Raw genomic sequence first — 25,479 nt, 5'->3', positions numbered from 1 at the left:
GGCATTCGTCCGGACCGGACCAGACCGGATGGGACCGGATAAGACCGGACCAGGCTGGAGCAGGCCGGATCAGGGCCCCGGCATGATCCGGACGGGAGGCCCCTAAGGCATCCGTCGCCGGGGACTAAGGCCCGCGGCCCGCGGAGATGGGGCACTCGCCCGATGTGGCGGCACCCCCTGGCGGACGAGAGTGGGGGCACGGCAAGAAGCCGTGCCCCCACTCTCGTTCCGCACCAGGGAGAAGACCATGTACGAGTACGAACTGCACCAGCTCAACGTCGCCGAGCTGATCCGCAGGGCCGAGCAGCAGCGCACCGCCCGCCGGGCGGCGCTCGCCCTCCGTGCCGACCGTCGCGCTCAACGCCACGACGCCGAAGGGCGGGTGGGGAAGAACCGGAGTTGGTTCGTCCGTGCCGCGTGACGATGCACGGCGGGCGTGCGGGCGATGGGCGGCGGGCGTAAATCGGTAGCCAGGCTGTCGCACGCGTATGCGATGCTCGGCGACGTGGAGACCAACACCGTCAGCCCCGTCTTCGTCGGCAGGGCCGGCGAGCTCGCCGCGCTCACCGACGCGCTCACCCGCGCCGCCGCCGGAGAGCCGCAGGCTCTGCTCGTCGGCGGCGAAGCGGGTGTCGGCAAGACGCGCCTGGTCGAGGAGTTCCTCGCGGCGGCCTGCCGCCGCGAGGCCGTCGTGGCCGTCGGCGGTTGCGTGGAGATCGGAGCGGACGGCCTGCCCTACGCCCCGTTCGCCACCGCGCTGCGAGCCCTGCGCCGAGCGCTGCCCGACGAACTGACCGAGGCGCTGGCCGGGCAGGAGGGCGAACTCGCCCGCCTGCTGCCCGAACTGGGCGAGGCCGACCGCACACCGAACGACGAGCACGGCACCGCCCGGCTCTTCGAACTCGCCGCCCGCCTGCTGGAGCGCATCTCGGTGGCCCGCACGGTCGTCCTGGTCCTGGAGGACCTGCACTGGGCGGACGCCTCCACACGCCATCTGCTCGCCTACCTCTTCCGCACCCTGCGCAACGGCCGCCTCGTCGTCGTCGCCACGTACCGCGCCGACGACGTCCACCGCCGCCACCCCCTGCGCCCGCTCATCGCCGAACTCGACCGGCTCCGCACCGTCCGCCGCATCGAACTCGACCGCTTCAGCCACGCGGAGGTCGGCCGGCAGCTCACCGGCATCCTCGCCATGGCCCCCGAAGCGGAACTGGTCGACGACATCTTCGACCGCTCCGACGGCAACGCCTTCTTCGTCGAGGAACTCGCCCGCAGCGTGGAGTGCTGCGGTGACAGCTCCGGGCTCTCCGACTCCCTGCGCGACCTGCTCCTGGTCCGTGTCGAGGCCCTGCCCGAGAACGCGCAGCGGATCGCCCGGATCATCGCCGAGGGCGGCTCCACGGTCGAGCACCCGCTCCTCGCCGCCGTCGCCGGCCTCACCGAGGACGACCTCGACGAAGCGTTGCGCGCGGCGGTCGGCGCCAACCTCCTGCTGCCCTCGCCCGACACCGACGGCTACCGGTTCCGGCACTCCCTGGTCCGCGAGGCCGTCAGCGACGATCTGCTGCCCGGTGAACGCACCCGCCTCAACCGCCGTTACGCGCAAGCGCTGGAAGGCGACCCGTCGCTCGTACGCACCGACGAGCGCGCCGCGCGCCTCGCCAGCTACTGGTACGCCGCACACGACGCGGTCAAGGCGCTGCCCGCCGTGCTCCAGGCAGCGGTGGAGGCCAGGAGCCGTTTCGCGTACAGCGAGCAACTCCGGCTGCTGGAGCGGGCCATGGAGCTCTGGGACGACGTCCCCGACGCCGTGCGCGCGACCCTGCGGCCCCTGGACCACGCCGAGGCCTACCCGGGGTGCGGCTGCGAGCCGTCGGAGGACCCGCTCCGCTATCTCGACCTGATGGCGGAGGCCACGGTGGCCGCGCGCTTCGGCGGAGACCGCGAACGGGCCCTGACCATAGCGAAGAAGGCCCTGCGCCTCCTGGGCGACGACGGGGACCCGCTGCGCGCCGCCTGGTTCTGGGTACAGCGCTCCCTGATGATGCAGAGCCTCTCCCGCGGTGACGGCCGGCAGGAACTCGCCACCGCCGAAGACCTGGTCCGAGGCCTGCAGCCGTCCGCCGTGCACGCCGACGTCCTGGCGAACGTCGCGAGCTGGGGCGCCCTGCACCGGCCCGGAGCCGAGACCCTGGTCGCGGCCGACCGTGCGGTGGAGTACGCCCGGCTGGTCGGTGCGGAGTCCATCGAGCTGCACGCCAGACTCACCCGCGGCTGGCTCACGATCGACGCGGGCGACGTGGAGGAGGGCCTGGCCGAGATGTACGGCGTCCGGGACCGCGCCGAGGAACTGCACCTGGTGGGCGTCATGAGCCGTGCCGCCATCAACCTGCCCTCCTCGCTCGAATCCACCGGCCGCTCCCTGGAGGCGGTGGCGGCAGCCGACCACGGCATCGAGATCTGCCACCGTCACGGACTCCCCGAATCCGAGGCCTGGGTGCGGGCCAACCAGGCGCAGTCGCTCTACTCCCTGGGGCACTGGGACGAGAGCCTGGAGGCGGCCGACGCCGCGGCTCCCCTGGCCCGGTCGCGCAAGTCGAACGGGCTCGTGTCGGCCCGCCGCGCCGATCTGGCGCTGGCCCGTGGCGACTTCGAGGAAGCCGAGGAGCAACTGGCCCTGAACCGCCGTCACCTCGGGCTCCACGACCCGCAGCCGCAGCACCTGATCTGCCCCGTCCGGCACGCCATGACTCTCGCCGCCCACCAGGGCAGGCTCCCCGAGGCGCGGGCAGCCTTCGAGGCGCAGTCCGACACTGGCCTGCCGCCCGGCACCCAGCGGTACGCTCTTCCGCTGCTCCGCACCGCCGCCGCGATCGAGGCCGACGCACGCGGGCTGCCCGCCACCGATCCCGGACGGCCGGCGGTCCTCGACCGGATCCGGGGCCACCTCAGGCGGCTGCCGATGCTGGTCCCCGTCTGGGCCGCCTACGGTGTGCTGATCGAGGCGGAACTCGCCCGCGCGGAAGGTGCGGACACCCCCGACCACTGGTGCAGGGCCGCCAGGGCCTTCGCCACGCTCCAGCGCCCCTACGAGCTGGCTCAGGTCCGCTTCCGCTGGGCTGAGGCGACACTGGCCGCCACCGGTGACCGGACGCCCGCGGCAGGGCTTCTGCGCGAAGCCCACGCGGTGGCGCTGCGACTCGGCGCGCAGCCACTCGTCGAGAACATCGAACTGCTGGCCGGCCGGGGCCGCATAGCGCTCGCCGGACAGGACGGCACCGTCGAGGACGAGCCCGCTCAGCCCGTCCCCGCGGTGGACGCGATCGAGTCCTTCGGGCTGACCTCGCGGGAGCGGGAGGTGCACCGGCTGGTCGCGGCGGGATACACCAACCGCCGGATCGCGGAGGAGCTGTACATCTCGCCCAAGACCGCCAGCGTGCACGTGTCCAACATCCTGGCCAAGCTGAACGTCTCCAGCCGCGGGGAGGCAGCCGCGCTGGCGCACCGGTTCCGGCTGTACACGGTGGGGTGAGACCGGGGCAGGGCTCCCGGCCCCGCAGGCCCCCACCGCCGGCCGAACCCGATCCGGGCGTGCCCTGCCGGCCTCCCGCCGGTCCCCGCTACCTCACCTTCAGGAGCAGGATCCGGTCGTCGCCCGACTTCGCGGTGCCACGGCCGTCCGTGTTGCTCGTGACCAGCCAGAGCTTGTCGCCACCGGCGGCGAGCACCGTGCGCAGCCGGCCGTACTTCCCCTCCAGGAAGGCCTGGGGATCGGCCAGAGGCTTGCCGTCCGCCCTGCCCGACAGAGGGATCCGCCAGAGCCGCTCACCCCGCAGCCCCGCCATCCAGACCGACCCCTCGGCGTACGCGATGCCGCTCGGCGAGGCCTCCGAGGTCTTCCACTGGGCCACCGGGTCGACGAACCCGGATGCGCCTTCCCTGCCTTCGACATCGGGCCAGCCGTAGTTCTTGCCCGGCTCGATCAGATTCAGCTCGTCCCAGGTGTTCTGGCCGAATTCGGATGCCCAGAGCCGCTTGCCGCTGTCCCAGGCCAGCCCCTGCACATTTCGGTGACCGTAGGAGTAGACCAGCGAGTCGCCCTCGGGATTGCCGTGCACGGGCTCGCCGTCGGGCGTCATCCGCAGGATCTTGCCCGCGGGGGAGACCTTGTCCTGGGCGAGACCCGTGTCCCCCGTCTCTCCCGTGCCCGCGTACAGCATCCGGTCGGGCCCGAACGCGATCCGTCCGCCGTTGTGGATGGAGCCCTTCGGGATGCCTCGCAGAATGGTGTCCGGGGCCCCCAGCTGCTGGCCGGGGGGCTTCTTCTCGTCGTACTGGAGGCGGGCGATGCGGTTGTCCGACTCGGTGGTGAAGTAGGCGTAGACGAGATGGTCCGCGCCGAAGGTCGGGGCGACCGCGAGACCGAGCAGGCCGCCCTCGCCGGCCGGTGCGACTCCCGGGACCGAACCCAGGAGAGTCCTGCTGCCGCTCTCCGCGTCGATGCGGGTGATCGTCGCCTCGTCACGCGAGCCGACCAGCAGGTCGCCCCCGGGCAACGCGGCGACGCCCCAGGGTGACGCGAGTCCGTCCGTGAGCGTCTTCACCACCTCGACCGAGCCCTCGGCCGGAGGGAGGTCCGCCGACGGGCTCGCCGAGGCCGGGGCGGACGTGGGGCTGGCCCGTGGTGAGGACGCCTCCTCACCGGCCGCCGGGCCGTCGCCGGACGAACAGGCGGACAGCAGGAGGGAGGCCGAGGCGAGCAGGGCCACCACCCCGTTGCGCAGCGCGGGAGTTTGCACAGCACCGATCCTTTCGACGGTCGCTCGACTACTGTTCTTACACCGCCGCTCCGTCACGGGTTCCCGATCTCCGCCAATTCTCCCGCCACGGGTCAGTCCCACGACCCGCGGGCACGCGGCAGCCCGGCTATCTCGGCCAGGTCCCGGTCCGTCAGCACCAGCCCCGCCGCTCCCGCGTTCTCCACGGCCCACCGCTCCTGCTTCGCGCCGGGCACGGGCACCACGTAAGGACCCTGTTCCAGGACCCAGGCCAGAGCCACCTGCGCCGGAGTGGCGCCGTGCCGCTCCGCGATCCTGCGCAGCCCCGCCACCACGGGCTGGTTGGCCGCCATCATCTCCGCGGTGAAGCGGGGGTGCCTGGCCCGCGTGTCGTCCGGTTCGAAACCCTGGCCGGGCTTGAGCGTGCCCGTGAGGTAACCACTGCCCAGCGGCATCGCCGCCAGCAGGCCCACACCCCGGGCCGAGCACCAGGGCAGCAGGTCCTCCAAGGCCTGGGGCGACCACACGGAGAGCTCCGCCTGGACCGCGCTGACGGGGAAGACCTGCTGGACCCGCTCCAGCTGCCGGACGGTCCCGTCGTGCATCCGCGCCCCCGGTCCGCGGCCGGCCCTCGCCCCCACCGCGCTCAGCCCCAGCGCCCGCACCTTGCCGGCGGTCACCAGGTCCGCCATCGCTCCCCAGGTCTCCTCGACCGGTACCTCGGGGTCCGCACGGTGGAGCTGGTAGAGATCGATCACATCGGTCCGGAGCCGGCGCAGCGAGGCGTCGCAGGCCCGGCGCACATAGCCGGGACGTCCGTTGGCCACGACGTGCTGGTCGCCCACCAGCAGACCGCACTTCGTGGAGAGGAACGCCTCGGACCGTCGTCCCCTGAGGGCCCGGCCGATGAGCAGCTCGTTGGTGAAGGGCCCGTACATGTCGGCGGTGTCGAGCAGTTGGACGCCCGCGTCCAGTGCGGCGTGCACGGTCCGCACCGAACGGTCACCGCGCTGCTGCGACGTGCTGTAGGCCCAGCTCATCGGCATACAGCCCAGCCCGACCGCACCCACGGCGAGCGCCGTCGCACCGATAGTCCTGCGCTCCAACTCCCCGAACCCTCCCTCGGTTCCATGATCACGGGGCCCACCAGCACCCCAAAGTAGCCTCTGCGGTTCCGCGGCCTTCGCATAGCCTCGTGACCATGACTTCTGCAACTGCCACAGACGTATGGCTGCCCTTCGCCGCCGAGGAGATCGACGGGCTCCCCGAGGGTCTCAACTACCGTTTCTGGGACGGTGACCGGGACTACCCGGCGGATCCGGCCGACTGCGCGTTCTACGTCGTCCCGTACATGAAGGGGCCCGAGGTCGCGGTCCGCCCCCTCGGCGGGATGAACGCGGTCCAGGTCGTCCAGACCCTCTCGGCGGGCATAGACCACGTCGAGCCGGGGCTAGGTCTGCTGCCCGCGGGAGTCCGGCTGTGCAACGCCAAGGGCGTGCACGAGGCATCGACGGCCGAGCTCGCACTCGCACTCGTCCTCGCCTCGCTCCGCGGGTTCCCGGGCTTCGTGCAGGGCCAGGACAAGGAGGAGTGGAGGTCCGGCTTCTACCCGGCGCTCGCCGACAAGTCCGTGCTCGTGGTGGGGTACGGATCGATCGGCGCGGCCATCGAGGACCGGCTCGAACCCTTCGAGTGCGCGCGGGTGGTGCGCGTCGCACGCTCCGCGCGGACGACCGCGCGCGGTCCCGTGCACGCGATCGAGGAGCTTCCGGCGCTGCTCCCCGAAGCCGACGTCGTCATCCTGTCCACTCCGCTGAACCCTTCCACGCAAGGGCTGGTGGGCCCCCGCTTCCTCGCCGCGATGCGGGACGGCGCGCTGCTCGTGAACGTCGCACGCGGCGCCGTCGTCGACACCGACGCCCTGCTGTCCGAACTCGAGTCGGGGCGACTGCGTGCCGCACTCGACGTGACCGACCCCGAACCCCTGCCCGCCGGCCATCCTCTCTGGCATGCTCCCCACACACTGATCACCCCGCATGTGGGCGGCAGCACCTCCGCGTTCCTGCCCCGGGCCAAGCGGCTGCTGGCCGGACAGCTCACCCGGTTCGCGGCGGGAGAGCCGGTCGGCAACCTCGTCCTCACGACCGGCTGACCACGCTCCGCAGCCGTTCGACCGCTCCGCGTCCCCACAACACCTCAGGTCGTCACGGAGAGTAGAGCAACTATGTCCCTGAGTGACGACTCTGGTGTATCGTCCACAAGAGGGCAGCGCCGTGGAAGGGGCGGCGCCGGGGAGGAAGCGGATCGCGAGGGGGCGACGGGCGATGTTCGGCCAGTGGAGATACGAACCGACGCGGCGGGACGGGCAGAAGAGGCCGACGGTGGCGAGGGCGCCGGGCCAGGCCCGAGGGGTTCTCCGGTGAGCGCCCTCGGGGCCCTGCTCTCCCGGCAGCCGGCAGCCGGACGGACCCCCGGGCTGCGCGCCCAGCTCGTCCTCGCCGTCGTGTGCGCCGGATACGCGGTGGGTGCCGCGGTCGGCTGGGGATCGCCCGGAGTCGCCCTCTTCATGGGGGACTTCGGCCTCAGTGTTGCCGCCCTGATCGCCGCGGTCTCCTGTTTCCTCTACGCCCGCGTGGGCGGCGGACGCTTCCGGCCCGCCTGGCTCCTCTTCTCGCTCTCCTCCGCCATGGCCGCCGGAGGCAACGCGGTCTGGGGGTGGTACGAGGTGGTGCTGGGACGTGAGGTGCCCTCCCCCTCCCTCGCTGACCTCTTCTTCCTCTGCTTCGCCCCGCCGGCCATCGTCGGACTGCTCGTCCTGGCCAAACGGCCCGTGACACGGGCGGGCTGGGTCTGCCTCGTGCTGGACGCCTGGCTGATCGGCGGGTCCCTGCTGACGCTCTCCTGGAGCCTCGCCCTGGCCCACACCGCCCAGGTCGCGAACGCCGAGGGCGAGAGCGTGGCCAGGGCGGCGCTCTCACTTGCCTACCCCCTGCTCGACATCGTGCTGGTCTCCATGGTCCTCGCGCTGCACTTCCGGCGGGTCAGCATGAACAGGTCGGCGGTGAACACCGCGATCGCCGGCCTCGCCCTGACCGTGCTGTGCGACGCCCTGTTCACGGCCCCGCTGCTGCGCTCGTCGTACCACTCGGGCCAGTTGCTGGACGCGGGCTGGTTCGCCGGTTCCCTGCTGCTCGCCTACGCCCCCTGGGGCGCCCATCGCGGCCAGGACAACGCTGTCGAGGCCGCCTTCCCGGAGCCGCGGTCCGCGAGCCGTCCGATCGCCGGGTCCCTCGCGGCACTCACGCCCTACCTGGCCGCGGCGGTCTGCACCCTCGGCATCCTGTACAACGTCGTGGAGGGCCGGAGGGTCGACAGGGTGGTGGTGCTCACCGGCTGCACGGTGGTGCTCGCCCTGGTCCTCCGGCAGGCGATCATGCTCCTCGACAACATCGCGCTCAACCAGGAACTGGCCCAGAAGGAGAGCCACTTCCGCTCCCTCGTGCAGGGCTCCAGCGACGTCATCATGATCGCCGAGCCGAGCGGGGTGCTCCGCTACGTGAGTCCCGCGGCTGCCGGGGTCTACCGGCGTGACGCCGAGGACCTCATGGGCACGGAGCTGTCGTCCATCATCCACCCCGACGACCTCGGGGGAGTGGTCCACGAGCTGCGGCGCTTCCTCGCCGCACCGGCCCGCGACGAGCCCACCACCCGGATCGAGTGCCGCTTCGGATCGGGCACGGGCGACTGGCTCCACGTCGAGTCCACCGTCAACCGCCACCAGGGCGGCCTGCTGCTCAACAGCCGGGACGTGACCGAGCGGGTCCGGCTGCAGGCGCAGCTCCAGCACAACGCCGAACACGACCCGCTCACCGACCTGCCCAACCGCGCCCTCTTCACCACCCGGGTCGGCCAGGCCCTCGGGGGGCGCAGGGCCGGGGACCCCGGCACCGCCGTCCTCTTCATCGACCTCGACGGCTTCAAGGCGGTCAACGACTCCGTCGGCCACCAGGCTGGCGACGAACTCCTGGTCCAGGCCGCACGCCGCCTCCAGGAGTCCGTGCGCGCCTCGGACACCGCGGCACGGCTCGGGGGCGACGAGTTCGCCGCGCTGATCGTCGGCGACGGAACCCGCGACCAGGCGGCCAGGGAGTACCAGGTCCACGAGATCGCCGACCGGTTGCGTCTGCGGCTCTCCCAGCCGTACCGGATCGGCACCGGCGAGGTGCGGGTGGCCGCCTCCATCGGGGTCGCCTTCGCGGAGCCCTCCATCACGCCCAAGGACCTGATGCGCAACGCCGACCTCGCCATGTACCGGGCGAAGGCGAACGGCAAGGGCCGGGTCGAGCTGTACGCTCCCCAGATGCAGGCCGACGTCGTGCGCCGGTCGGAGCTCGCCGCGCGGCTGCGCACGGCGCTGCGCGACGGAGAGTTCGCCCTGCTGCACCAGCCTGTCGTCCACCTGGCCAGCGGCACTGTCGCGGCCGTCGCCGCCCAGGCCCGCTGGCGCTCCGCGCAGGGCATCCTGTTCACCCCCGCCGAATTCCTCCGTGTCTCCGAGGACAGCGAACGGGCGGCCGAGCTCGGCACCTGGCTGCTGGAGGAGGCCGTTGAGCAGGCCGCCGACCGGTCCCGGGCCGGGCACCCGGTCTCCGTCTCCGTACGGGTGTCGGCCGCGAGGCTCCTGGACCGCGCGCTGCCGCCGGGCTCCGTCGAGGCGCTCCTGACGCGGCACGGGCTGCCCTCCGGCGCCCTGATGATCGAAGTGGGCGACAACGACCCCCGGATCTCCTTCGACGAGCTGGAACAACGCCTGGTCGCGCTCCGCCGCCTCGGGGTCCGGATCGCACTCGACGGGTTCGGCAGCGGATACGCCGCGGTCAACGCCCTGCGCCGGCTCCCCATCGACGTCCTGAAACTGGACCGGTGCCTGGTGGAGGGCGTCGTCGAGTCGGCGAGGCTGCACAAGATCACCAGCGGGCTGCTGCGCATCGCGGGAGATCTCGGCATGCAGTCCGTGGCGGACGGCGTGGACGTGCCCGAACAGGTGCGCGCCCTGCGTGCCATGGGGTGCACCCACGGTCAGGGGATGGCCTTCGCGGGCCCCCTGGACGAGTACCGGCTGCGGCGCACCCTGATCAGGGGAAAGTACCCCGTCCCGGGCATCGTCCCGGCTGCTCAGCCGGTTCTCGCGGGTGGCGTGATCCCGCTCCAGGGCCGCTCACATGATGAGACTCCCGTCCCACCCACTTGACACCGTGCGCGTGCCGGAGAGAGGGTCAATGCCATGCGCACCCGAATTCTCGTACTTGGAAAGCGCGTCGGCTGAAGCAGGGTCACTCATGGACACCCCGCAGACCGCACCGGCGCGCTCCCCTCGCTTGCCTCACGGCACGAGGGGTTTTTTGTTGCACCGGGACCTTGCAAAGCACCACAAAAACACCGCATAAACCCTCAGCTTCGAGAAGAGAATGCCGATGACCGAGCAGGCAACCGGGGCTCAGCACCCGCAGCCGCGGGCCCGTAACGGCGGACCGTCCTCCGCCACCGTTGAGCACCTCACGGGCGCGCAGTCCCTCATCCGTTCTCTCGAGGAAGTCGGCGCCGACACCGTATTCGGGCTCCCCGGCGGCTGCATCCTTCCGGCGTACGACCCGCTGATGGACTCCACCCGGGTCCGTCACATCCTGGTCCGCCACGAGCAGGGTGCCGGTCACGCGGCCACCGGTTACGCACAGGCCACCGGCAAGGTCGGTGTCTGCATGGTCACCTCCGGTCCCGGTGCGACCAACCTGGTCACCCCGATCGCCGACGCCGCCATGGACTCGGTGCCCCTGGTCGCCATCACCGGTCAGGTGGCCTCCGCGGCCATCGGCACGGACGCCTTCCAGGAAGCCGACATCTGCGGCATCACGATGCCGATCACGAAGCACAACTTCCTGGTGACCCGCGCCGAGGACATCGCGCACACGGTCGCCGAGGCCTTCCACATCGCCTCCACCGGCCGCCCCGGCCCGGTCCTCGTCGACATCGCCAAGGACGCGCTGCAGGCGAGGACGACCTTCAGCTGGCCGCCGACGATGGACCTGCCCGGCTACCGCCCGGTCACCAAGCCGCACGCCAAGCAGATCCGCGAGGCCGCCAAGCTCATCTCCCAGGCCAAGCGCCCCGTGCTCTACGTCGGCGGCGGCGTCATGAAGGCCGGCGCCACCGCCGAGCTGAAGGTCCTGGCCGAGCTCACCGGAGCGCCCGTCACCACCACCCTGATGGCGCTCGGCTCCTTCCCCGACAGCCACCCGCTGCACGTGGGAATGCCCGGCATGCACGGCTCGGTCACCGCCGTCACCGCGCTGCAGAAGGCCGACCTGATCGTCGCGCTCGGGGCCAGGTTCGACGACCGCGTCACCGGCAAGCTGGACAGCTTCGCCCCTTACGCCAAGATCGTCCACGCGGACATCGACCCGGCCGAGATCGGCAAGAACCGCGCCGCCGACGTCCCGATCGTCGGTGACGCCCGCGAGGTCATCGCCGACCTGGTCCAGGCGGTCCAGGCCGAGCACACCGAGGGCAACACCGGCGACTACAGCGCCTGGTGGAAGGACCTCAACCGCTGGCGCGAGACCTACCCGGTCGGTTACGACCTGCCGGAGGACGGCAGCCTCTCGCCGCAGCAGGTCATCCAGCGCATCGGCGAACTCGCCCCCGAGGGAACGATCTTCGCGGCGGGCGTCGGCCAGCACCAGATGTGGGCCTCGCACTTCATCCAGTACGAGCAGCCCGCCACCTGGCTCAACTCCGGCGGTGCCGGGACCATGGGCTACGCGGTCCCGGCCGCCATGGGCGCCAAGGCCGGCATGCCCGAGCGTGCGGTCTGGGCGATCGACGGTGACGGCTGCTTCCAGATGACCAACCAGGAACTCACCACCTGCGCGCTCAACAACATCCCGATCAAGGTCGCGATCATCAACAACGGCGCCCTCGGGATGGTGCGCCAGTGGCAGACCCTGTTCTACAACCAGCGCTACTCCAACACCGTGCTGCACTCGGGCCCGGACGCGGACGGCAACGCCGCCAAGGGCACCCGCGTCCCTGACTTCGTCAAGCTGTCCGAGGCCATGGGCTGCTACGCCATCCGCTGCGAGGACCCGGCCGACCTGGACAAGGCCATCGCCGAGGCCAACGCGATCAACGACCGCCCGGTCGTCATCGACTTCATCGTCCACGAGGACGCCATGGTGTGGCCGATGGTCGCCGCCGGCACCTCCAACGACGAGGTCATGGCAGCGCGCGGCGTCCGCCCCGACTTCGCCGACAACGAAGACGACTGAGAGACAGAGAGAGACAGACTCCATGTCCACCAAGCACACGCTCTCCGTCCTGGTCGAGAACAAGCCCGGTGTCCTCGCCCGGATCACGGCCCTGTTCTCCCGGCGCGGCTTCAACATCGACTCGCTCGCGGTCGGTACCACCGAACATCCCGACATCTCACGCATCACCATTGTCGTGAATGTCGAGGGCCTGCCCCTGGAGCAGGTGACCAAGCAGCTCAACAAGCTGGTCAACGTCCTGAAGATCGTCGAACTCGAGCCCACCGCAGCGATCCAGCGGGAGCTCGTCCTGGTGAAGGTCCGCGCCGACAACGAGACCCGCTCCCAGATCGTCGAGATCGTCCAGCTGTTCCGCGCCAAGACCGTGGACGTCTCCCCGGAGGCCGTCACGATCGAGGCGACCGGGGGCGCCGACAAGCTGGAGGCCATGCTCAAGATGCTGGAGCAGTTCGGCATCAAGGAGCTCGTCCAGTCCGGCACCATCGCCATAGGGCGCGGCGCGCGCTCGATCACCGACCGTTCCCTGCGCGCACTCGACCGTACGGCGTAACCCCTTCCGGCCATCTCGCCGCTCGCATGGCGAGACCCGGCAACGTACCCCACGCACCCCGCCGTACGGTGGGACGCAACACCTGCACACCAAGGAGAAGACCCAGTGGCCGAGCTGTTCTACGACGACGATGCCGACCTGTCCATCATCCAGGGCCGCAAGGTCGCGGTCCTCGGCTACGGCAGCCAGGGCCACGCCCACGCGCTGTCGCTGCGTGACTCGGGTGTCGACGTCCGTGTCGGTCTGCACGAGGGCTCGAAGTCCAAGGCCAAGGCCGAGGAGCAGGGCCTTCGCGTGGTGACCCCGTCCGAGGCCGCCGCCGAGGCCGACGTCATCATGATCCTCGTCCCGGACCCGATCCAGGCCCAGGTCTACGAGGAGTCCGTCAAGGACAACCTCAAGGACGGCGACGCGCTGTTCTTCGGCCACGGCCTGAACATCCGCTTCGACTTCATCAAGCCGCCGGCCAACGTCGACGTCTGCATGGTCGCCCCGAAGGGCCCGGGTCACCTGGTCCGCCGCCAGTACGAGGAGGGTCGCGGCGTCCCGTGCATCGTGGCCGTCGAGCAGGACCCCTCGGGCAAGGGCCTGGAGCTCGCCCTCAGCTACGCGAAGGGCATCGGCGGCACGCGCGCCGGCGTCATCAAGACGACCTTCACCGAGGAGACCGAGACCGACCTGTTCGGTGAGCAGGCCGTCCTCTGCGGTGGCACCGCCGCCCTGGTCAAGGCCGGTTTCGAGACCCTGACCGAGGCCGGCTACCAGCCGGAGATCGCGTACTTCGAGTGCCTCCACGAGCTGAAGCTCATCGTGGACCTCATGTACGAGGGCGGCCTGGAGAAGATGCGCTGGTCCATCTCGGAGACCGCCGAGTGGGGCGACTACGTCACCGGCCCGCGCATCATCACGGACGCCACCAAGGCCGAGATGAAGAAGGTCCTCGCCGAGATCCAGGACGGCACCTTCGCCAAGGCGTGGATGGCCGAGTACCACAACGGTCTGCCCAAGTACAACGAGTACAAGAAGGCCGACAGCGAGTCCCTGCTGGAGACCACCGGCAAGGAGCTCCGCAAGCTCATGAGCTGGGTCGACGACGAGGACGCCTGAGTTCTCGCCGGGGGGCGGGTCCGCAGCGGGCCCGCCCCCCGGCACAAGGCCGGCCTCACATCCCGTGTCACTGCGGCGTGAGGCGGGTGGAGGAAGGCGGCCCCCGTACGTCTGTACAGGCCGTCCACCCCGTGCGGGTGATCCTTCCACCGGGGCGCATCCCGCGCCCGGCCGCATGACTACACTGCTCAACACATATACGCGTCAGGGCCCACAGTGTCGTGCGTCTTCCACGCGGCTAGCCCCTCCACCGCCTGCGGCCGTCGGGACGGCCGTCCGCACTGGACTTGTGAGGACTCACGTGAGCTCGAAACCTGTCGTACTCATCGCCGAAGAGCTGTCGCCCGCCACGGTTGACGCCCTGGGTCCGGACTTCGAGATCCGGCACTGCAACGGCGCGGACCGCGCCGCACTCCTTCCCGCGATCGCCGACGTCGACGCGATCCTGGTGCGCTCCGCCACCAAGGTCGACGCCGAGGCCATCGCCGCGGCGAAGCAGCTCAAGGTCGTCGCCCGTGCCGGAGTCGGTCTGGACAACGTCGACGTCTCCTCGGCCACCAAGGCCGGTGTGATGGTGGTCAACGCGCCGACGTCCAACATCGTCACCGCGGCCGAGCTGGCCTGTGGTCTGCTCGTCGCCACCGCGCGCAACATCCCGCAGGCCAACACCGCCCTGAAGAACGGCGAGTGGAAGCGCTCGAAGTACACGGGTGTCGAGCTCAGCGAGAAGACCCTGGGCGTCGTCGGCCTCGGCCGCATCGGTGTGCTGGTCGCGCAGCGCATGTCCGCCTTCGGCATGAAGATCGTCGCGTACGACCCCTACGTACAGCCCGCGCGTGCCGCGCAGATGGGCGTCAAGCTCCTCACGCTGGACGAGCTGCTCGAGGTCTCCGACTTCATCACCGTGCACCTGCCCAAGACCCCGGAGACGCTCGGCCTGATCGGCGACGAGGCGCTGCACAAGGTGAAGCCCTCGGTGCGCATCGTCAACGCCGCGCGCGGCGGCATCGTCGACGAGGAGGCGCTCGCCTCCGCCCTCAAGGAGGGCAGGGTCGCCGGCGCGGGCCTGGACGTGTACACCAAGGAGCCCTGCACGGACTCCCCGCTGTTCCAGTTCGACCAGGTCGTCTGCACCCCGCACCTCGGTGCCTCGACCGACGAGGCGCAGGAGAAGGCGGGCATCGCCGTCGCCAGGTCCGTCCGTCTCGCCCTCGCCGGTGAGCTCGTGCCCGACGCGGTCAACGTCCAGGGCGGCGTCATCGCCGAGGACGTGCGTCCCGGACTGCCGCTCGCCGAGAAGCTCGGCCGGATCTTCACCGCGCTCGCGGGCGAGGTCGCTGCCCGTCTCGACGTCGAGGTCTACGGCGAGATCACGCAGCACGACGTGAAGGTGCTCGAACTCTCCGCGCTCAAGGGCGTCTTCGAGGACGTCGTCGACGAGACGGTGTCCTACGTCAACGCCCCGCTGTTCGCGCAGGAGCGCGGTGTCGAGGTCCGCCTCACGACCAGCTCCGAGTCGCCGGACCACCGCAACGTGGTGACCGTCCGCGGCACGCTGTCGAGCGGCGAGGAGGTCGCGGTCTCCGGCACGCTGGCCGGCCCCAAGCACCTCCAGAAGATCGTCGCGATCGGCGAGCACGACGTCGACCTGGCGCTCGCCGACCACATGGTCGTCCTGCGCTACGAGGACCGTCCCGGCGTCGTCGGCGCCGTCGGCAAGATCCTCGGCGAGGCCGGTCTGAACATCGCGGGCATGCAGGTCTCGCGGCAGGACGCGGGCGGCGAGGCGCTGGTCGTCCTCACCGTCGACGACACCATCCCGCAGTCGGTGCTCACCGAGATCGCCGACGAGATCGGCGCTGCCTCGGCCCGTTCGGTGAACCTCACCGACTGACCCACCGCGTCACAACGGCCGCGCCCGGCCGACGGACCCTGATCCGTCGGCCGGGCGCGGCCGTTTCGCGTTCGCGGGGCCCAGGGGCGCGACTGCGGGGAGTCCGGGACAGCGATGTCGTCAGCAGTGGCTTCTGCCGCGATCCGGCTTTCCGTGCCCCCTGGGCATCGCCTTCGGCAGCCGCTCATGAGCGGAGTGCACGGGCGGCTCTCACCTGCCCGTCGCTCCGAGTGCGGACGGGCGGCTGCTCGGTGCGGCGCCGCGAGCCGGGCCGTCCGACGTCCGGCCGTGGGCGCACTCGGGTGGCGGGTTGCGCGTGGTGGCGATCACTCCGTCGAGCCGTTCACGCGCGGCGAGGAGGGCGGTGATCCGTCCGCTGATCCGCGCGCGCTCGCTCTCCAGCTGATCCAGCAGGTCCGGCGCCACCGTGCCGGAGTACACGCTGCGCAGCACCTCCCGCACCGATCTGCTCGGCAGCCCGGCGGCGAACAGCTGCTGGATGAGCTGCACCCGGTCGACAGCGGAGTCCGGATACTGGCGCTGCCCGCCGGAGCTGCGTTCGGACCGCAGCAGGTCCTGCTCCTCGTAGTAGCGCAGAGCTCTCACGCTCACCCCGGCCTGGCGGGCCACCTCTCCGATCCGCACGCGTATTCCTCTCTCCCGGCTGACGCCTCGGCTTGCACCTGACGCCGACGTCAGGTTTTAGCGTAGTGGACGTCAAGTCATACCGAGCGGTCCGGACAAGCAAGGCAGGTCATCATGCGCGCAGCCCGCTACCACGAGTACGGCGGTACGGACACCCTGGTCGTCGAGCAGGCCCCGGACCCGCTGCCGGGGCCCGGAGAGATCCGCGTCCGTGTCGCGGCGGCCGGGGTCAATCCCGTCGACTGGAAGGTGCGTAACGGATCCGTGCGCGACTTCCTCCCGGTCGATCTGCCGGCGATCCCGGGACGCGACGTCGCAGGTCTGGTGGACACGATCGGCGAGGGGGTCACCTCGGTGGACATCGGGGACCGCGTCTTCGGTCTGGGTGGGGTGACGGGCGCGACGGCCGAACTGGCGGTGCTCTCGGCCTGGGCTCCCGCCCCCGCCAACTGGAGCGACGCGGAGGCCGCCGCGGCCGGTCTGGCATCCGTGACGGCGCTGGGCGGACTCAAGGCGCTCGGTCGGCTGGAGGGCCGAACCCTGCTGATCGAGGGGGCTGCCGGAGGGGTCGGCGGCGCGGCGGTCGAGATCGCCCGCGCTCTGGGGGCCACCGTGATCGGTACGGCCAGTGAGCGGAACCACGCGTATCTCACGTCCCTGGGCGCCCTTCCCGTCGCCTACGGTGCGGGCCTGGCGGAACGTCTCGCCGGCCTGGCCCCGGACGGGGTCGACCTCGTCCTCGACGCCGCCGCCTCAGGCTCCCTGGCCGATCTCGTCGAGATCGCCGGCGGCCCGGACCGCGTGGTGACGGTCGCCGACCATGTGAACGCACAGCGCCTGGGCGTCCGGGTGGTCAACGCGGTCAACGATTCCACGCTCCTTGCCGAAGCGGGCGCTCTCGGCGAGCAGGGACGCTACGTGCCGCGCATCGAACAGACCTACTCCCTACGGGAGATCGCGCAGGCGCACGCCCACTCCGAGCGCGGACACGTGCGGGGAAAGATCGTGGTCATCCTCTGACCCCACCTGCCGTGCACGGCGGAGAGCGGGTCAGCACCGGCCGGGCGGCGGCAGTGGCTGTCGTCGCCCGTGCGCCGGCGATCTTCGTCCAGTGCCGATGATCATGCGGGCGGGCTCACGTCGCGAGACCTCCGGCCACTCACAGCCGTGCGGCCTTCAGCGCCATGTGCAGCAGCAGCCGGTCCTCGCCGTCGTTGAGGTCGAGGCCGGTCAGCTGCTGGACCCGGGCGAGGCGGTAGTAGAGCGTCTGGCGGTGGATGCCCAGTGCGGAGGCCGTGCGGCTCGCCTGGCCCGCACGGTCGAGGAACACCTCGACGGTACGGGCGAGTTCCGCGTGGGCCGGGGCCAGCAGGGTGCGGACGGCCTGGTCGGGCGCGGTGCCCGGGGTGCGGGGCAGCGCTGCGAGGAGCCGGTAGGGGCCGATGGCCGACCAGTCGGTGACCGGGCCGAAGCGGGATTCCGCCGAGGCCGCGCGGGCGGAGGACAGCGCCTCGTGCCAGGCGTCGGCCAGCTCCGCCAGACCCCGGCGGGCCGCGGCGAGGCCGGCGGTCGCGGCGGGCCCGGCCACCGTACGCAGCCGTTCCGCGGCTGTCGTCGCCGGGTCGAGCGTCTCGGGGGAGCGCAGCCGGACCAGGACGGCCAGGGCCCGCGGGCCGGGTCCGGCAACCGCGGCGAGGGCCGCCGCCGAGGGCACCGTGCGCGCGGAGGGGGCCTCCCCCTCCCACGGGGCGACGCAGACCACGGTGTGCAGCCCGTCCGCGTCGGCGCCGAGCGCCTCGCGCAGCGCGGACACCGCCATGTCGCGCTGCCAGCCGCCCACCGCGACGAGCACCGCGCCGAACTCCCGCGAGAGGTCCGTGCCGGCCCGCTCCTCGTCGGCGAGCAAGGCGCCGATCCGGGCAGCGACGTCCATCGCCGCCGCCAGCTGTCCGTCGGTCGGCCCCGGGTCGGCGTCCAGCAGCCACACGTAGCCGAGGACGACACCCCGATGGCGTACCGGGAGGCAGATGCGGTCCCGGAAGACCCCGGCCTCCGGTGCGGCGGGGATGCGGACCGGGCCCGTCGCCCGGGTGATGCCGAAGCCCTCGAACCAGGCGCGGACCGCGGGGGTGGAGCGCCGGGTGAGGATCGAGCGCGTACGGACGGGGTCCATCGCCGTGTCGTCGTCGCTGTCGTGGGCCCCGAAGGCGACCAGGCCGAAATCTCGGTTCTCCAGGGTCGCGGGGGCGCTGAGCAGCGCGGAGATCTCGTCGACCAGCTCCTGGTAATCGCCCTTCACCCGGCCATTCTCGCACCCCTTCAGACATATGTCTGAGATCCAGTGCACGGATGCGTGACAGCTGTCGATGGCACGCGATGCCGGGGGTACCTAGATTTCACAGTGGTTCTCCGTGCCGTCCCGGTCCGTTCACATCCGTACCGGTACGGCCTCGTTCGTACTCCGTGGAGGTGCCCAGTGCTGGGTCCCGTGATTCTCGCCGCGTCACGCAGCGACAAGATGCGTCGTTTCATCTCGGCAGCGCCGGGCACCAAGCAGGTCGTCGACCGGTTCATCGCCGGTGAGAGCGTCGACCAGGTCGTCCCGGTCGTCCGGGATGCCGCGGACAAGGGCCTCGAGGTCACCCTGGACGTCGTCGGCGAGGACATCACCACCCCGGAGCAGGCCGCCGCCGCGCGCGACGCCTACCTGGAGCTGATCGGCCGTCTGAAGGAGCTCGGGCTCGGCGCCCGGGCCGAGATGTCCGTCAAGCTGTCGATGTTCGGACAGTCCCTCCCGTCACCCACCACCGCCCTCGACGGAGGACCCTCCGGCTCCGCCCCCGAATTCCCGGGCGGCCACTACCTGGCCCTCGCCAATGTCCGCCCCGTCGTCGAGGCCGCCGCGGCGATCGGCACCACGGTCACGCTGGACGCCGAGGACCACACCACCCTCGACTCGATGTTCGCGATCCACGAGGAACTGCGGAAGGACTTCCCGCAGACCGGCTGCGTGATCCAGTCCTACCTGTTCCGCACCGAGGCCGACGCCCGCCGCCTCGCCGCCGCGGGCAGCCGGGTCCGCCTGGTGAAGGGCGCCTACAAGGAGCCCGCCTCCGTCGCGTACCAGAGCAAGCCGGAGATCGACAAGGCGTACGTCCGCATCCTGAAGACGCTGATGCAGGGCGAGGGCTACCCGATGATCGGCTCGCACGATCCCCGTCTCATCGCCATCGGCCAGGAGCTCGCACGCCAGGCCGGGCGCAAACTGGACGAGTACGAGTTCCAGATGCTGTACGGCATCCGCAGCGAGGAGCACGTCCGGCTCGCGGCCGAGGGCCACCGGATGCGCGTCTACACGGCGTACGGCACCGACTGGTACGGCTACTTCATGCGCCGCCTCGCGGAGAAGCCGGCCAACCTGCTGTTCTTCGGCCGCTCCGTCCTCACCAAGGGCTGAACCGACGGTCCGGAACCGCAGCGCCCTACCAGGCTGAACCAGGGCTGACCCGCCCGGCCGACCACCCACCTCAACCAAGGAGACAAGGCACTCATGGACGCTGTCACCCAGGTCCCCGCGCCGGTCAACGAGCCGGTCCACTCCTACGCCCCCGGCACCGCGGAGCGCGCCCGTCTGGAGGCGAAGCTCAAGGAGCTCGGCGAGAACCCGATCGACCTGCCGATGACCATCGGCGGCGAGAAGCGCATGGGCGGCGGCGAGCGTGTCGACGTCGTGCAGCCGCACAACCACAAGGCCGTCATCGGCACCTTCGCCGGTGCCACCGAGCAGGACGCCCAGGACGCCGTGGACGCGGCCCTCGCCGCCGCTCCGGCCTGGCGCGCCATGTCCTTCGACGACCGCGCGGCCATCATCCTGCGCGCCGCCGAGCTGCTCTCCGGCCCCTGGCGCGAGACGCTGGCCGCCTCCACGATGCTCGGCCAGGGCAAGACCGCGCAGCAGGCCGAGATCGACTGTCCCTGCGAGCTCGTCGACTTCTGGCGCTTCAACGTGCACTACGCGCGCCAGATCCTCGCCGAGCAGCCCCCGGCGAACTCCCCGGGCGTCTGGAACCGCATGGACCACCGCCCGCTCGAGGGCTTCGTCTACGCGATCACGCCGTTCAACTTCTCCGCCATCGCGGCCAACCTGCCCACCGCGCCCGCCCTCATGGGCAACGTCGTGGTGTGGAAGCCGTCCCCGACGCAGACCCACGCCGCCGTGCTGCTGATGCAGCTCCTGGAGGAGGCCGGGCTGCCCAAGGGCGTCATCAACCTGGTCACCGGTGACGGCATCGCCGTCTCCGAGGTCGCGCTGAACCACCGCGACCTGGCCGGTGTCCACTTCACCGGCTCGACCCCCACCTTCCAGCACCTGTGGAAGACGGTCGGCAACAACATCGCCAACTACCGCACCTACCCGCGGCTCGTCGGCGAGACCGGCGGCAAGGACTTCGTCGTCGCGCACCCGAGCGCCGACCGCGCCGTCCTGAAGACCGCGCTGACCCGTGGCTCCTTCGAGTACCAGGGCCAGAAGTGCTCCGCGTCCTCCCGCGCCTACGTTCCCGCCTCCATCTGGAACTCCGGTTTCAAGGAGGAGTTCGCGGCCGAGGTCGACGGCATCACCATGGGTGACGTCACCGACCTGTCGCACTTCATGGGCGCCGTCATCGACGCGCGTTCCTTCGCGAAGAACAAGGCCGCGATCGACCGCGCCGCCGCCGACCCGACCTGCACGATCGTCGCCGGCGGTACGTACGACGACTCCGTCGGCTACTTCGTCCGCCCGACCGTCATCGTGTGCGACGACCCGGCCAACGAGGTCTTCACCACCGAGTACTTCGGCCCGATCCTGGCCGTCCACGTCTACGAGGACGAGAAGTACGACGCCATGCTGGAGCAGATGGAGTCGGTCTCCGACTACGCGCTGACCGGCGCCGTCATCTCCAACGACCGTGCGGCCGCCGCGTACACGATGGACAAGCTGCGCTACGCCGCCGGCAACTTCTACATCAACGACAAGTCGACCGGTGCCGTCGTCGGCCAGCAGCCCTTCGGTGGCGGCCGTGGCTCCGGCACCAACGACAAGGCGGGCGCCCCGCAGAACCTTCAGCGCTGGACCCTGACCCGCGCCATCAAGGAGACGCTGGTCCCGCCGACCGAGTACACCTACCCGCACCAGGGCTGACGCCCCCGGGGCGCCCTCACCGGGCGCCCCGCCCCGCGCTCCGCCTCCCGACCGGCTCCCCCCGCCGGCCGGGAGGCGGTTTCCATGTCCCGGCGCGCGGCCGCCCTCAGCCCTTCACGGTGAAACCCGCCCGCAGCAGGGTGCCGTCGTCCGAGGACGGGCCGACGAGCAGCTCGAAGGCGCCGGGCTCGACGACCCGGCGGCCCGCCGCGTCCACGAGGGTGCACTCGGCGACGGGCAGTTCCAGCAGCACCTCACGCTCCTCGCCCGGGGCGAGCCTCACCTGGCGGTAGGTCTTGAGCTCCTTCTCGGCCCAGGTCACGGACGTCACGGTGTCGCTGACGTACACCTGCACGGTCTCCAGGGCCGGCCGGTCGCCCGTGTTGCGGACGGTGACGCGAGCCCGCAGCGTGTCGCTCTCCCCGACGTCCGCCGTGAGCACCTCGAGACCGGAGTAGGCGACGGTCGTGTAGCTCAGGCCCTCGCCGAACACGAAGGCCGGACGCTGGGTGAGGTCGGCGTACCGGGAGCCGTGCTGACCGCGGATCTGGTTGTAGTACGTCGGCTGCTGACCCGCGTGCCGGGCGAAGGAGACGGGTAGCCGGCCCGACGGCTCCACGAGGCCCAGCAGGACCTCGGCCACCGCCCGGCCTCCCTGCATGCCCGGGTTGAAGGCGTGTACGACCGCCGCCGCGCCGAGGGCGGCCGGCGGGAGTACCAGGGGCTTGGAGCTGATGACCACGACGACCAGCGGCTTGCCGGTCGCGGCGAGCGCGTCGAGCAGCGCGATCTGGTCGCCGACGAGTTCCAGGGTGGCGGTGGAACGTCCCTCGCCCACCAGCTCGATACGGTCGCCCACCACGGCGACGACGTAGTCGGCGGCCCCGGCCGCGGCGACGGCCTCGGCGATCAGGGTTCCGGACGGCTCCGCGGGGACGACGACGTCCGGCCGGGGCTGCCCGTCCGGGAAGAACGCCCCCTCCGGGTCGGGTCCCACGGAGAGGATCTCGGCCCCACGGGCGTAGGTGACGTCCCACCCGTCCGGGACGTGCTCGCGGAAGCCGTCGAGCACGGTACGGATCATGGCGCGGGGGTGCCCGTCCGGCAGCCAGTCGGCCTGGCCGGAGGAGCCCGCCCAGTCACCCAGCTGGGTCTGCGCGTCGTCGGCGTTGGGCCCGACGACGGCGACCGTGCGCGGGGCCGTCCCCGCCCCGGCGACCGCGCGTCCGTCCCGGCCCGCCACGAAGCCGCCGGCCAGCGGAAGCGTGCCGTCGTTGGCCAGCAGGACCAGGGAGCGTCGGGCGGCCTCCAGATTCAGCACGGCGTGCTCCGCGCTGCCGATGACCGCCGCCTGCCGGTCGGTGTCGGGATGGCGGGGGTTCTCGAACAGACCGAGCTCGAACTTGAGGGTCAGGACCCGCCGAACCGCCGCGTCGATCTCCGCCTCGTCCAGCGTGCCCTCGGCGACGGCGTTCTGCGCGCCCTCGAAGAACTGGGGGGTCGTCATCACCATGTCGTTGCCCGCCCGGACCGCCGCCGCGGCGGCCTGGGTGTCGTCGGCGTAGATCCGCTGCTCCCACACCATGCGGCCGACGTTGTCCCAGTCGGTGACCAGCGTGCCCGTGTAGCCCCACTCGCCGCGCAGCACCTCGTTGAGCAGCCAGTCGTTGACGGTGACGGGCACCCCGTCCATCGACTGGTAGCCGAGCATGAACGTGCGGCAGCCCTCGCGGGCGACCCGCTCGAACGGCGGCAGGAACCAGGAGCGCAGCTTGCGCCGCGAGATGTCGGCCTCGCTGGCGTCCCGGCCGCCCTGCGTCTCGGAGTAGCCGGCGAAGTGCTTGGCGCACGCCAGCACCGCCGTCGGGTCTCCCAGGCCGTCGCCCTGGTAGCCGCGGACCATCGCCGAGGCCAGTTCGCCGATCAGGAAGGGATCCTCGCCGAACGTCTCGCTGACCCGGCCCCAGCGCAGGTCCCGGGTGATGCAGAGCACCGGCGAGAACGTCCAGTGGACTCCGGTCGCGGCGACCTCGACGGCGGTGGCCCTGGCGACGCGCTCCACGAGCTCCGGGTCCCAGGTCGCGGCCAGGCCGAGCTGGGTGGGGTAGATCGTGGCCCCCTCCCAGAAGGAGTGGCCGTGGATGCAGTCCTCCGCGACCAGCAGCGGGATGCCCAGCCGGGTCCGCTCCGTCAGCGCCGCCGCTTCGAGTACCCGCTCGGGGGAGGCGTGGAGGATCGAACCCGCGTGCAGGTCCTCGATGGCCTGGCGCACCCCGTCCTTGGCGTTCAGCTGGAGCATCTGACCGGTCTTCTCGGCCAGGGTCATGCGGCCGAGGAGGTCGCCGACCCGCTCGGCGACGGGGAGTGCGGGGTCGAGGTAGGGCAGGGAGGGGGACACGGGGGGTCCTTTCGCGACACGGTTCGCCTTCACCATAGAGTCAATACCGACCACCTGGTAAGTATCTTCGGGAATCCGGAATTGCCGGGGGTGGACCCTCCGGGGGCGGATCCTCCGGGGAGCCGAACGGCGAACAGACGCACCGAAGTGCCAGGCCGCATCCACGCCGGCGGACCGGGAGAGTGGCGAGTGACCGCGGAAGCGCCGCGTGGTTACGCGAAGGGCCGTGCGAAGCGGCGGGAGATCCTCGACCAGGCCATGGCCCTGTTCGGTGAGGCCGGATACAGAGGCGCGTCGCTGCGGGTGATCGCGACCCGGTGCGGCATCTCGCACACCGGCCTGCTGCATCACTTCCCGACCAAGGAGGCGCTGCTGCTGGCGGTGCTCGAACGCCGCGACGACGTGGACGGCGAGTGGCTGTCGCTCGGCGGCACCACCGGCGTCGGCCGGCTGCGCCGGTTCGCCGAACTGGCCGCGCTGAACTCCGCACGGCGCGGGATCGTCGAGTTGTTCTCGGTGGTCTCCGCCGAGGCGACGGCCGCCGACCACCCGGCACACAAGTACTTCGTACGCCGCTACGAGAACTCGGTGGCGGGCGCCCGGCTCGCATACGAACAGGCGCGCCTGGAGGGCGCGCTGCGGGCCGATGTGGCGCCCGGCGCCGCGGGCCGGCAGCTGATCGCCCTGATGGACGGGCTCCAGGTGCAGTGGCTGCTCAGTGACTGCACCACGGACATGGCCGGTGTGCTGCGCGCCCACATCGAGGCGCAGCTCACCGTGGACCTCTGAGACGCCTCAGCCGGGGCTGGAGCGGCCGTGCCGCCAGTAGCCGTGGAACGCGATGTCCGACCTCGGCACGCCCCGGTCGCGTACGAGATGCCGGCGCACCCCGGTGACCAGGCCGGACTCTCCCGCGGCCCAGGTGTAGGAGCGGCCGGGCGGCAGGGCCGCCGCCCTGACCGCGGCGAGCGCGAGCCGGCCGGGGGGACCGTCGGAGCCGTTCCGGGCCAGCCAGTGCACACGGACGCCCTCGGGCGCCCGGACGTCCTCGCGGATGTCCGCCGTCTCCGGAACCTCCAGGAAGACCTCCGCCTCCAGGGAGGCGGGCACGCTCTCGAGGATGGCGAGGACCGCGGGTACGGCGCTCTCGTCCGCGACGAGCAACTGCCCTTCCGTGCCGGCCGGCGGGAGGTAGGTCAGGCCCATGTCGAATATGCCCGCCGGGTCGCCGGGGCGGGCTCCCAGGGCCCAGGAGCAGGCCGGGGTGTCGCCGTGCAGGGCGAACTCGATGTCGAGTTCCGCGAGTTCGGGACGGACCCGTCGGACGGTGTAGTTCCGCACCCGGGGTCTGCGTGATTTCGGCAGGAGCAGAACCTGGGCCATCCACGCCTCGCTGGAGAGGGTGGGCATCGTGAGGCCGGTCTGTCCCGCGCGAGGGAAGAACAGGCGCACGGCCTGATCGAATCCGGTCGGCAGCAGATGCTCCATCCCGGGGCCGCCGAGGGTGACGGTGATGAAGTTGGGGGTTGTTCTCGCGGTCCGGCGTACCTCCAGCGTGATCATGCGCCGGGACTCGGGGGACTGCACCTTGGGCAGCATG

18 protein-coding genes are annotated in these 25,479 nt (G+C 71.4%); 12 read left to right on the top strand and 6 right to left on the bottom strand.

All coding sequences use genetic code 11. The features are described 5' to 3' along the window. Positions 1–211: 211 nt before the first annotated feature. Together P8A20_RS10630 and P8A20_RS10625 are read left to right on the top strand one after the other, a co-directional pair. Positions 212–421, top strand: coding sequence for a hypothetical protein (locus P8A20_RS10630; protein ID WP_147959634.1), 210 nt, complete (start codon positions 212–214; stop codon positions 419–421). 72 nt (positions 422–493) lie between these two features. After that, positions 494–3,532 carry a helix-turn-helix transcriptional regulator gene (locus tag P8A20_RS10625; RefSeq protein ID WP_261988663.1) on the top strand — a complete coding sequence of 1,013 codons (3,039 nt, stop codon included), beginning with the start codon at positions 494–496 and terminating at the stop codon, positions 3,530–3,532. Between the two features lie 88 nt (positions 3,533–3,620). Here P8A20_RS10625 and P8A20_RS10620 read toward each other — a convergent pair whose 3' ends face one another. Further along, a complete protein-coding gene (locus tag P8A20_RS10620) occupies positions 3,621–4,799 on the bottom strand; it encodes a PQQ-dependent sugar dehydrogenase (RefSeq protein ID WP_147959635.1) in 1,179 nt (392 codons plus the stop codon). A gap of 92 nt (positions 4,800–4,891) precedes the next feature. Then, the gene (locus tag P8A20_RS10615; RefSeq protein WP_187282193.1) at positions 4,892–5,848 is read right to left on the bottom strand and encodes an aldo/keto reductase; all 957 of its coding nucleotides are present in this window, start codon (positions 5,846–5,848) and stop codon (positions 4,892–4,894) included. 131 nt (positions 5,849–5,979) lie between these two features. Here P8A20_RS10615 and P8A20_RS10610 point away from each other — a divergent pair, with 131 nt between their 5' ends. The 6 genes from P8A20_RS10610 to serA all read left to right on the top strand — a co-directional run bounded on the left by P8A20_RS10610 (position 5,980) and on the right by serA (position 15,654). Beyond that, a complete protein-coding gene (locus P8A20_RS10610; protein WP_306103395.1) occupies positions 5,980–6,930 on the top strand; it encodes a 2-hydroxyacid dehydrogenase in 951 nt (316 codons plus the stop codon). Between the two features lie 267 nt (positions 6,931–7,197). Continuing rightward, complete coding sequence (locus P8A20_RS10605; RefSeq protein WP_147959638.1) at positions 7,198–10,029, top strand: putative bifunctional diguanylate cyclase/phosphodiesterase; 2,832 nt, start codon at positions 7,198–7,200, stop codon at positions 10,027–10,029. Between the two features lie 217 nt (positions 10,030–10,246). Continuing rightward, on the top strand, positions 10,247–12,103 hold the full coding sequence (locus P8A20_RS10600) for an acetolactate synthase large subunit (protein WP_306103394.1): 1,857 nt from the start codon (positions 10,247–10,249) through the stop codon (positions 12,101–12,103). Between the two features lie 22 nt (positions 12,104–12,125). After that, the gene (gene ilvN, locus P8A20_RS10595) at positions 12,126–12,653 is read left to right on the top strand and encodes an acetolactate synthase small subunit (RefSeq protein WP_014153920.1); all 528 of its coding nucleotides are present in this window, start codon (positions 12,126–12,128) and stop codon (positions 12,651–12,653) included. A gap of 105 nt (positions 12,654–12,758) precedes the next feature. Next, positions 12,759–13,760, top strand: a complete 1,002-nt coding sequence (gene ilvC / locus P8A20_RS10590; protein ID WP_147959640.1) for a ketol-acid reductoisomerase — start codon at positions 12,759–12,761, stop codon at positions 13,758–13,760. Between the two features lie 301 nt (positions 13,761–14,061). Continuing rightward, a complete protein-coding gene (gene serA, locus P8A20_RS10585) occupies positions 14,062–15,654 on the top strand; it encodes a phosphoglycerate dehydrogenase (protein ID WP_147959641.1) in 1,593 nt (530 codons plus the stop codon). Positions 15,655–15,864: 210 nt separating this feature from the next. Here serA and P8A20_RS10580 read toward each other — a convergent pair whose 3' ends face one another. Continuing rightward, complete coding sequence (locus P8A20_RS10580) at positions 15,865–16,299, bottom strand: MerR family transcriptional regulator (RefSeq protein ID WP_306103393.1); 435 nt, start codon at positions 16,297–16,299, stop codon at positions 15,865–15,867. Between the two features lie 114 nt (positions 16,300–16,413). Here P8A20_RS10580 and P8A20_RS10575 point away from each other — a divergent pair, with 114 nt between their 5' ends. Next, on the top strand, positions 16,414–17,319 hold the full coding sequence (locus P8A20_RS10575) for an NADP-dependent oxidoreductase (RefSeq protein ID WP_147959643.1): 906 nt from the start codon (positions 16,414–16,416) through the stop codon (positions 17,317–17,319). A 139-nt stretch (positions 17,320–17,458) separates the two neighbouring features. Here the strand turns inward: P8A20_RS10575 and P8A20_RS10570 are convergent, their stop codons facing one another. Further along, a complete protein-coding gene (locus tag P8A20_RS10570) occupies positions 17,459–18,598 on the bottom strand; it encodes a PucR family transcriptional regulator (RefSeq protein WP_306103392.1) in 1,140 nt (379 codons plus the stop codon). Between the two features lie 177 nt (positions 18,599–18,775). Here P8A20_RS10570 and P8A20_RS10565 point away from each other — a divergent pair, with 177 nt between their 5' ends. Both P8A20_RS10565 and pruA read left to right on the top strand, forming a co-directional pair. Then, positions 18,776–19,756 (top strand): proline dehydrogenase family protein, encoded by a 981-nt coding sequence (locus P8A20_RS10565; RefSeq protein ID WP_147959645.1) that lies wholly within the window; start codon positions 18,776–18,778, stop codon positions 19,754–19,756. Between the two features lie 93 nt (positions 19,757–19,849). Next, positions 19,850–21,481, top strand: coding sequence for an L-glutamate gamma-semialdehyde dehydrogenase (pruA, locus tag P8A20_RS10560; protein WP_147959646.1), 1,632 nt, complete (start codon positions 19,850–19,852; stop codon positions 21,479–21,481). 106 nt (positions 21,482–21,587) lie between these two features. On the opposite strand, the gene P8A20_RS10555 is transcribed toward pruA, so the two are convergent. Beyond that, on the bottom strand, positions 21,588–23,879 hold the full coding sequence (locus P8A20_RS10555; RefSeq protein ID WP_306103391.1) for an exo-beta-d-1,3/1,6-glucosidase: 2,292 nt from the start codon (positions 23,877–23,879) through the stop codon (positions 21,588–21,590). 189 nt (positions 23,880–24,068) lie between these two features. Between P8A20_RS10555 and P8A20_RS10550 the strand changes: the two genes are divergently transcribed. Next, positions 24,069–24,668 (top strand): TetR/AcrR family transcriptional regulator, encoded by a 600-nt coding sequence (locus tag P8A20_RS10550; RefSeq protein ID WP_147959647.1) that lies wholly within the window; start codon positions 24,069–24,071, stop codon positions 24,666–24,668. Positions 24,669–24,674: 6 nt separating this feature from the next. On the opposite strand, the gene P8A20_RS10545 is transcribed toward P8A20_RS10550, so the two are convergent. Continuing rightward, entirely contained in the window at positions 24,675–25,478 is an 804-nt protein-coding gene (locus P8A20_RS10545) for a siderophore-interacting protein (protein ID WP_147959648.1), read from the bottom strand. Between the last annotated feature and the right edge of the window lies 1 nt (position 25,479).

Origin of the sequence: Streptomyces sp. Alt3 (assembly GCF_030719215.1) — a bacterium.
Lineage (GTDB): Bacteria > Actinomycetota > Actinomycetes > Streptomycetales > Streptomycetaceae > Streptomyces > Streptomyces glycanivorans.
The sequence above is the reverse complement of the archived record's forward strand: the minus strand, read 5'-3'. Positions and strand labels throughout refer to the sequence as shown.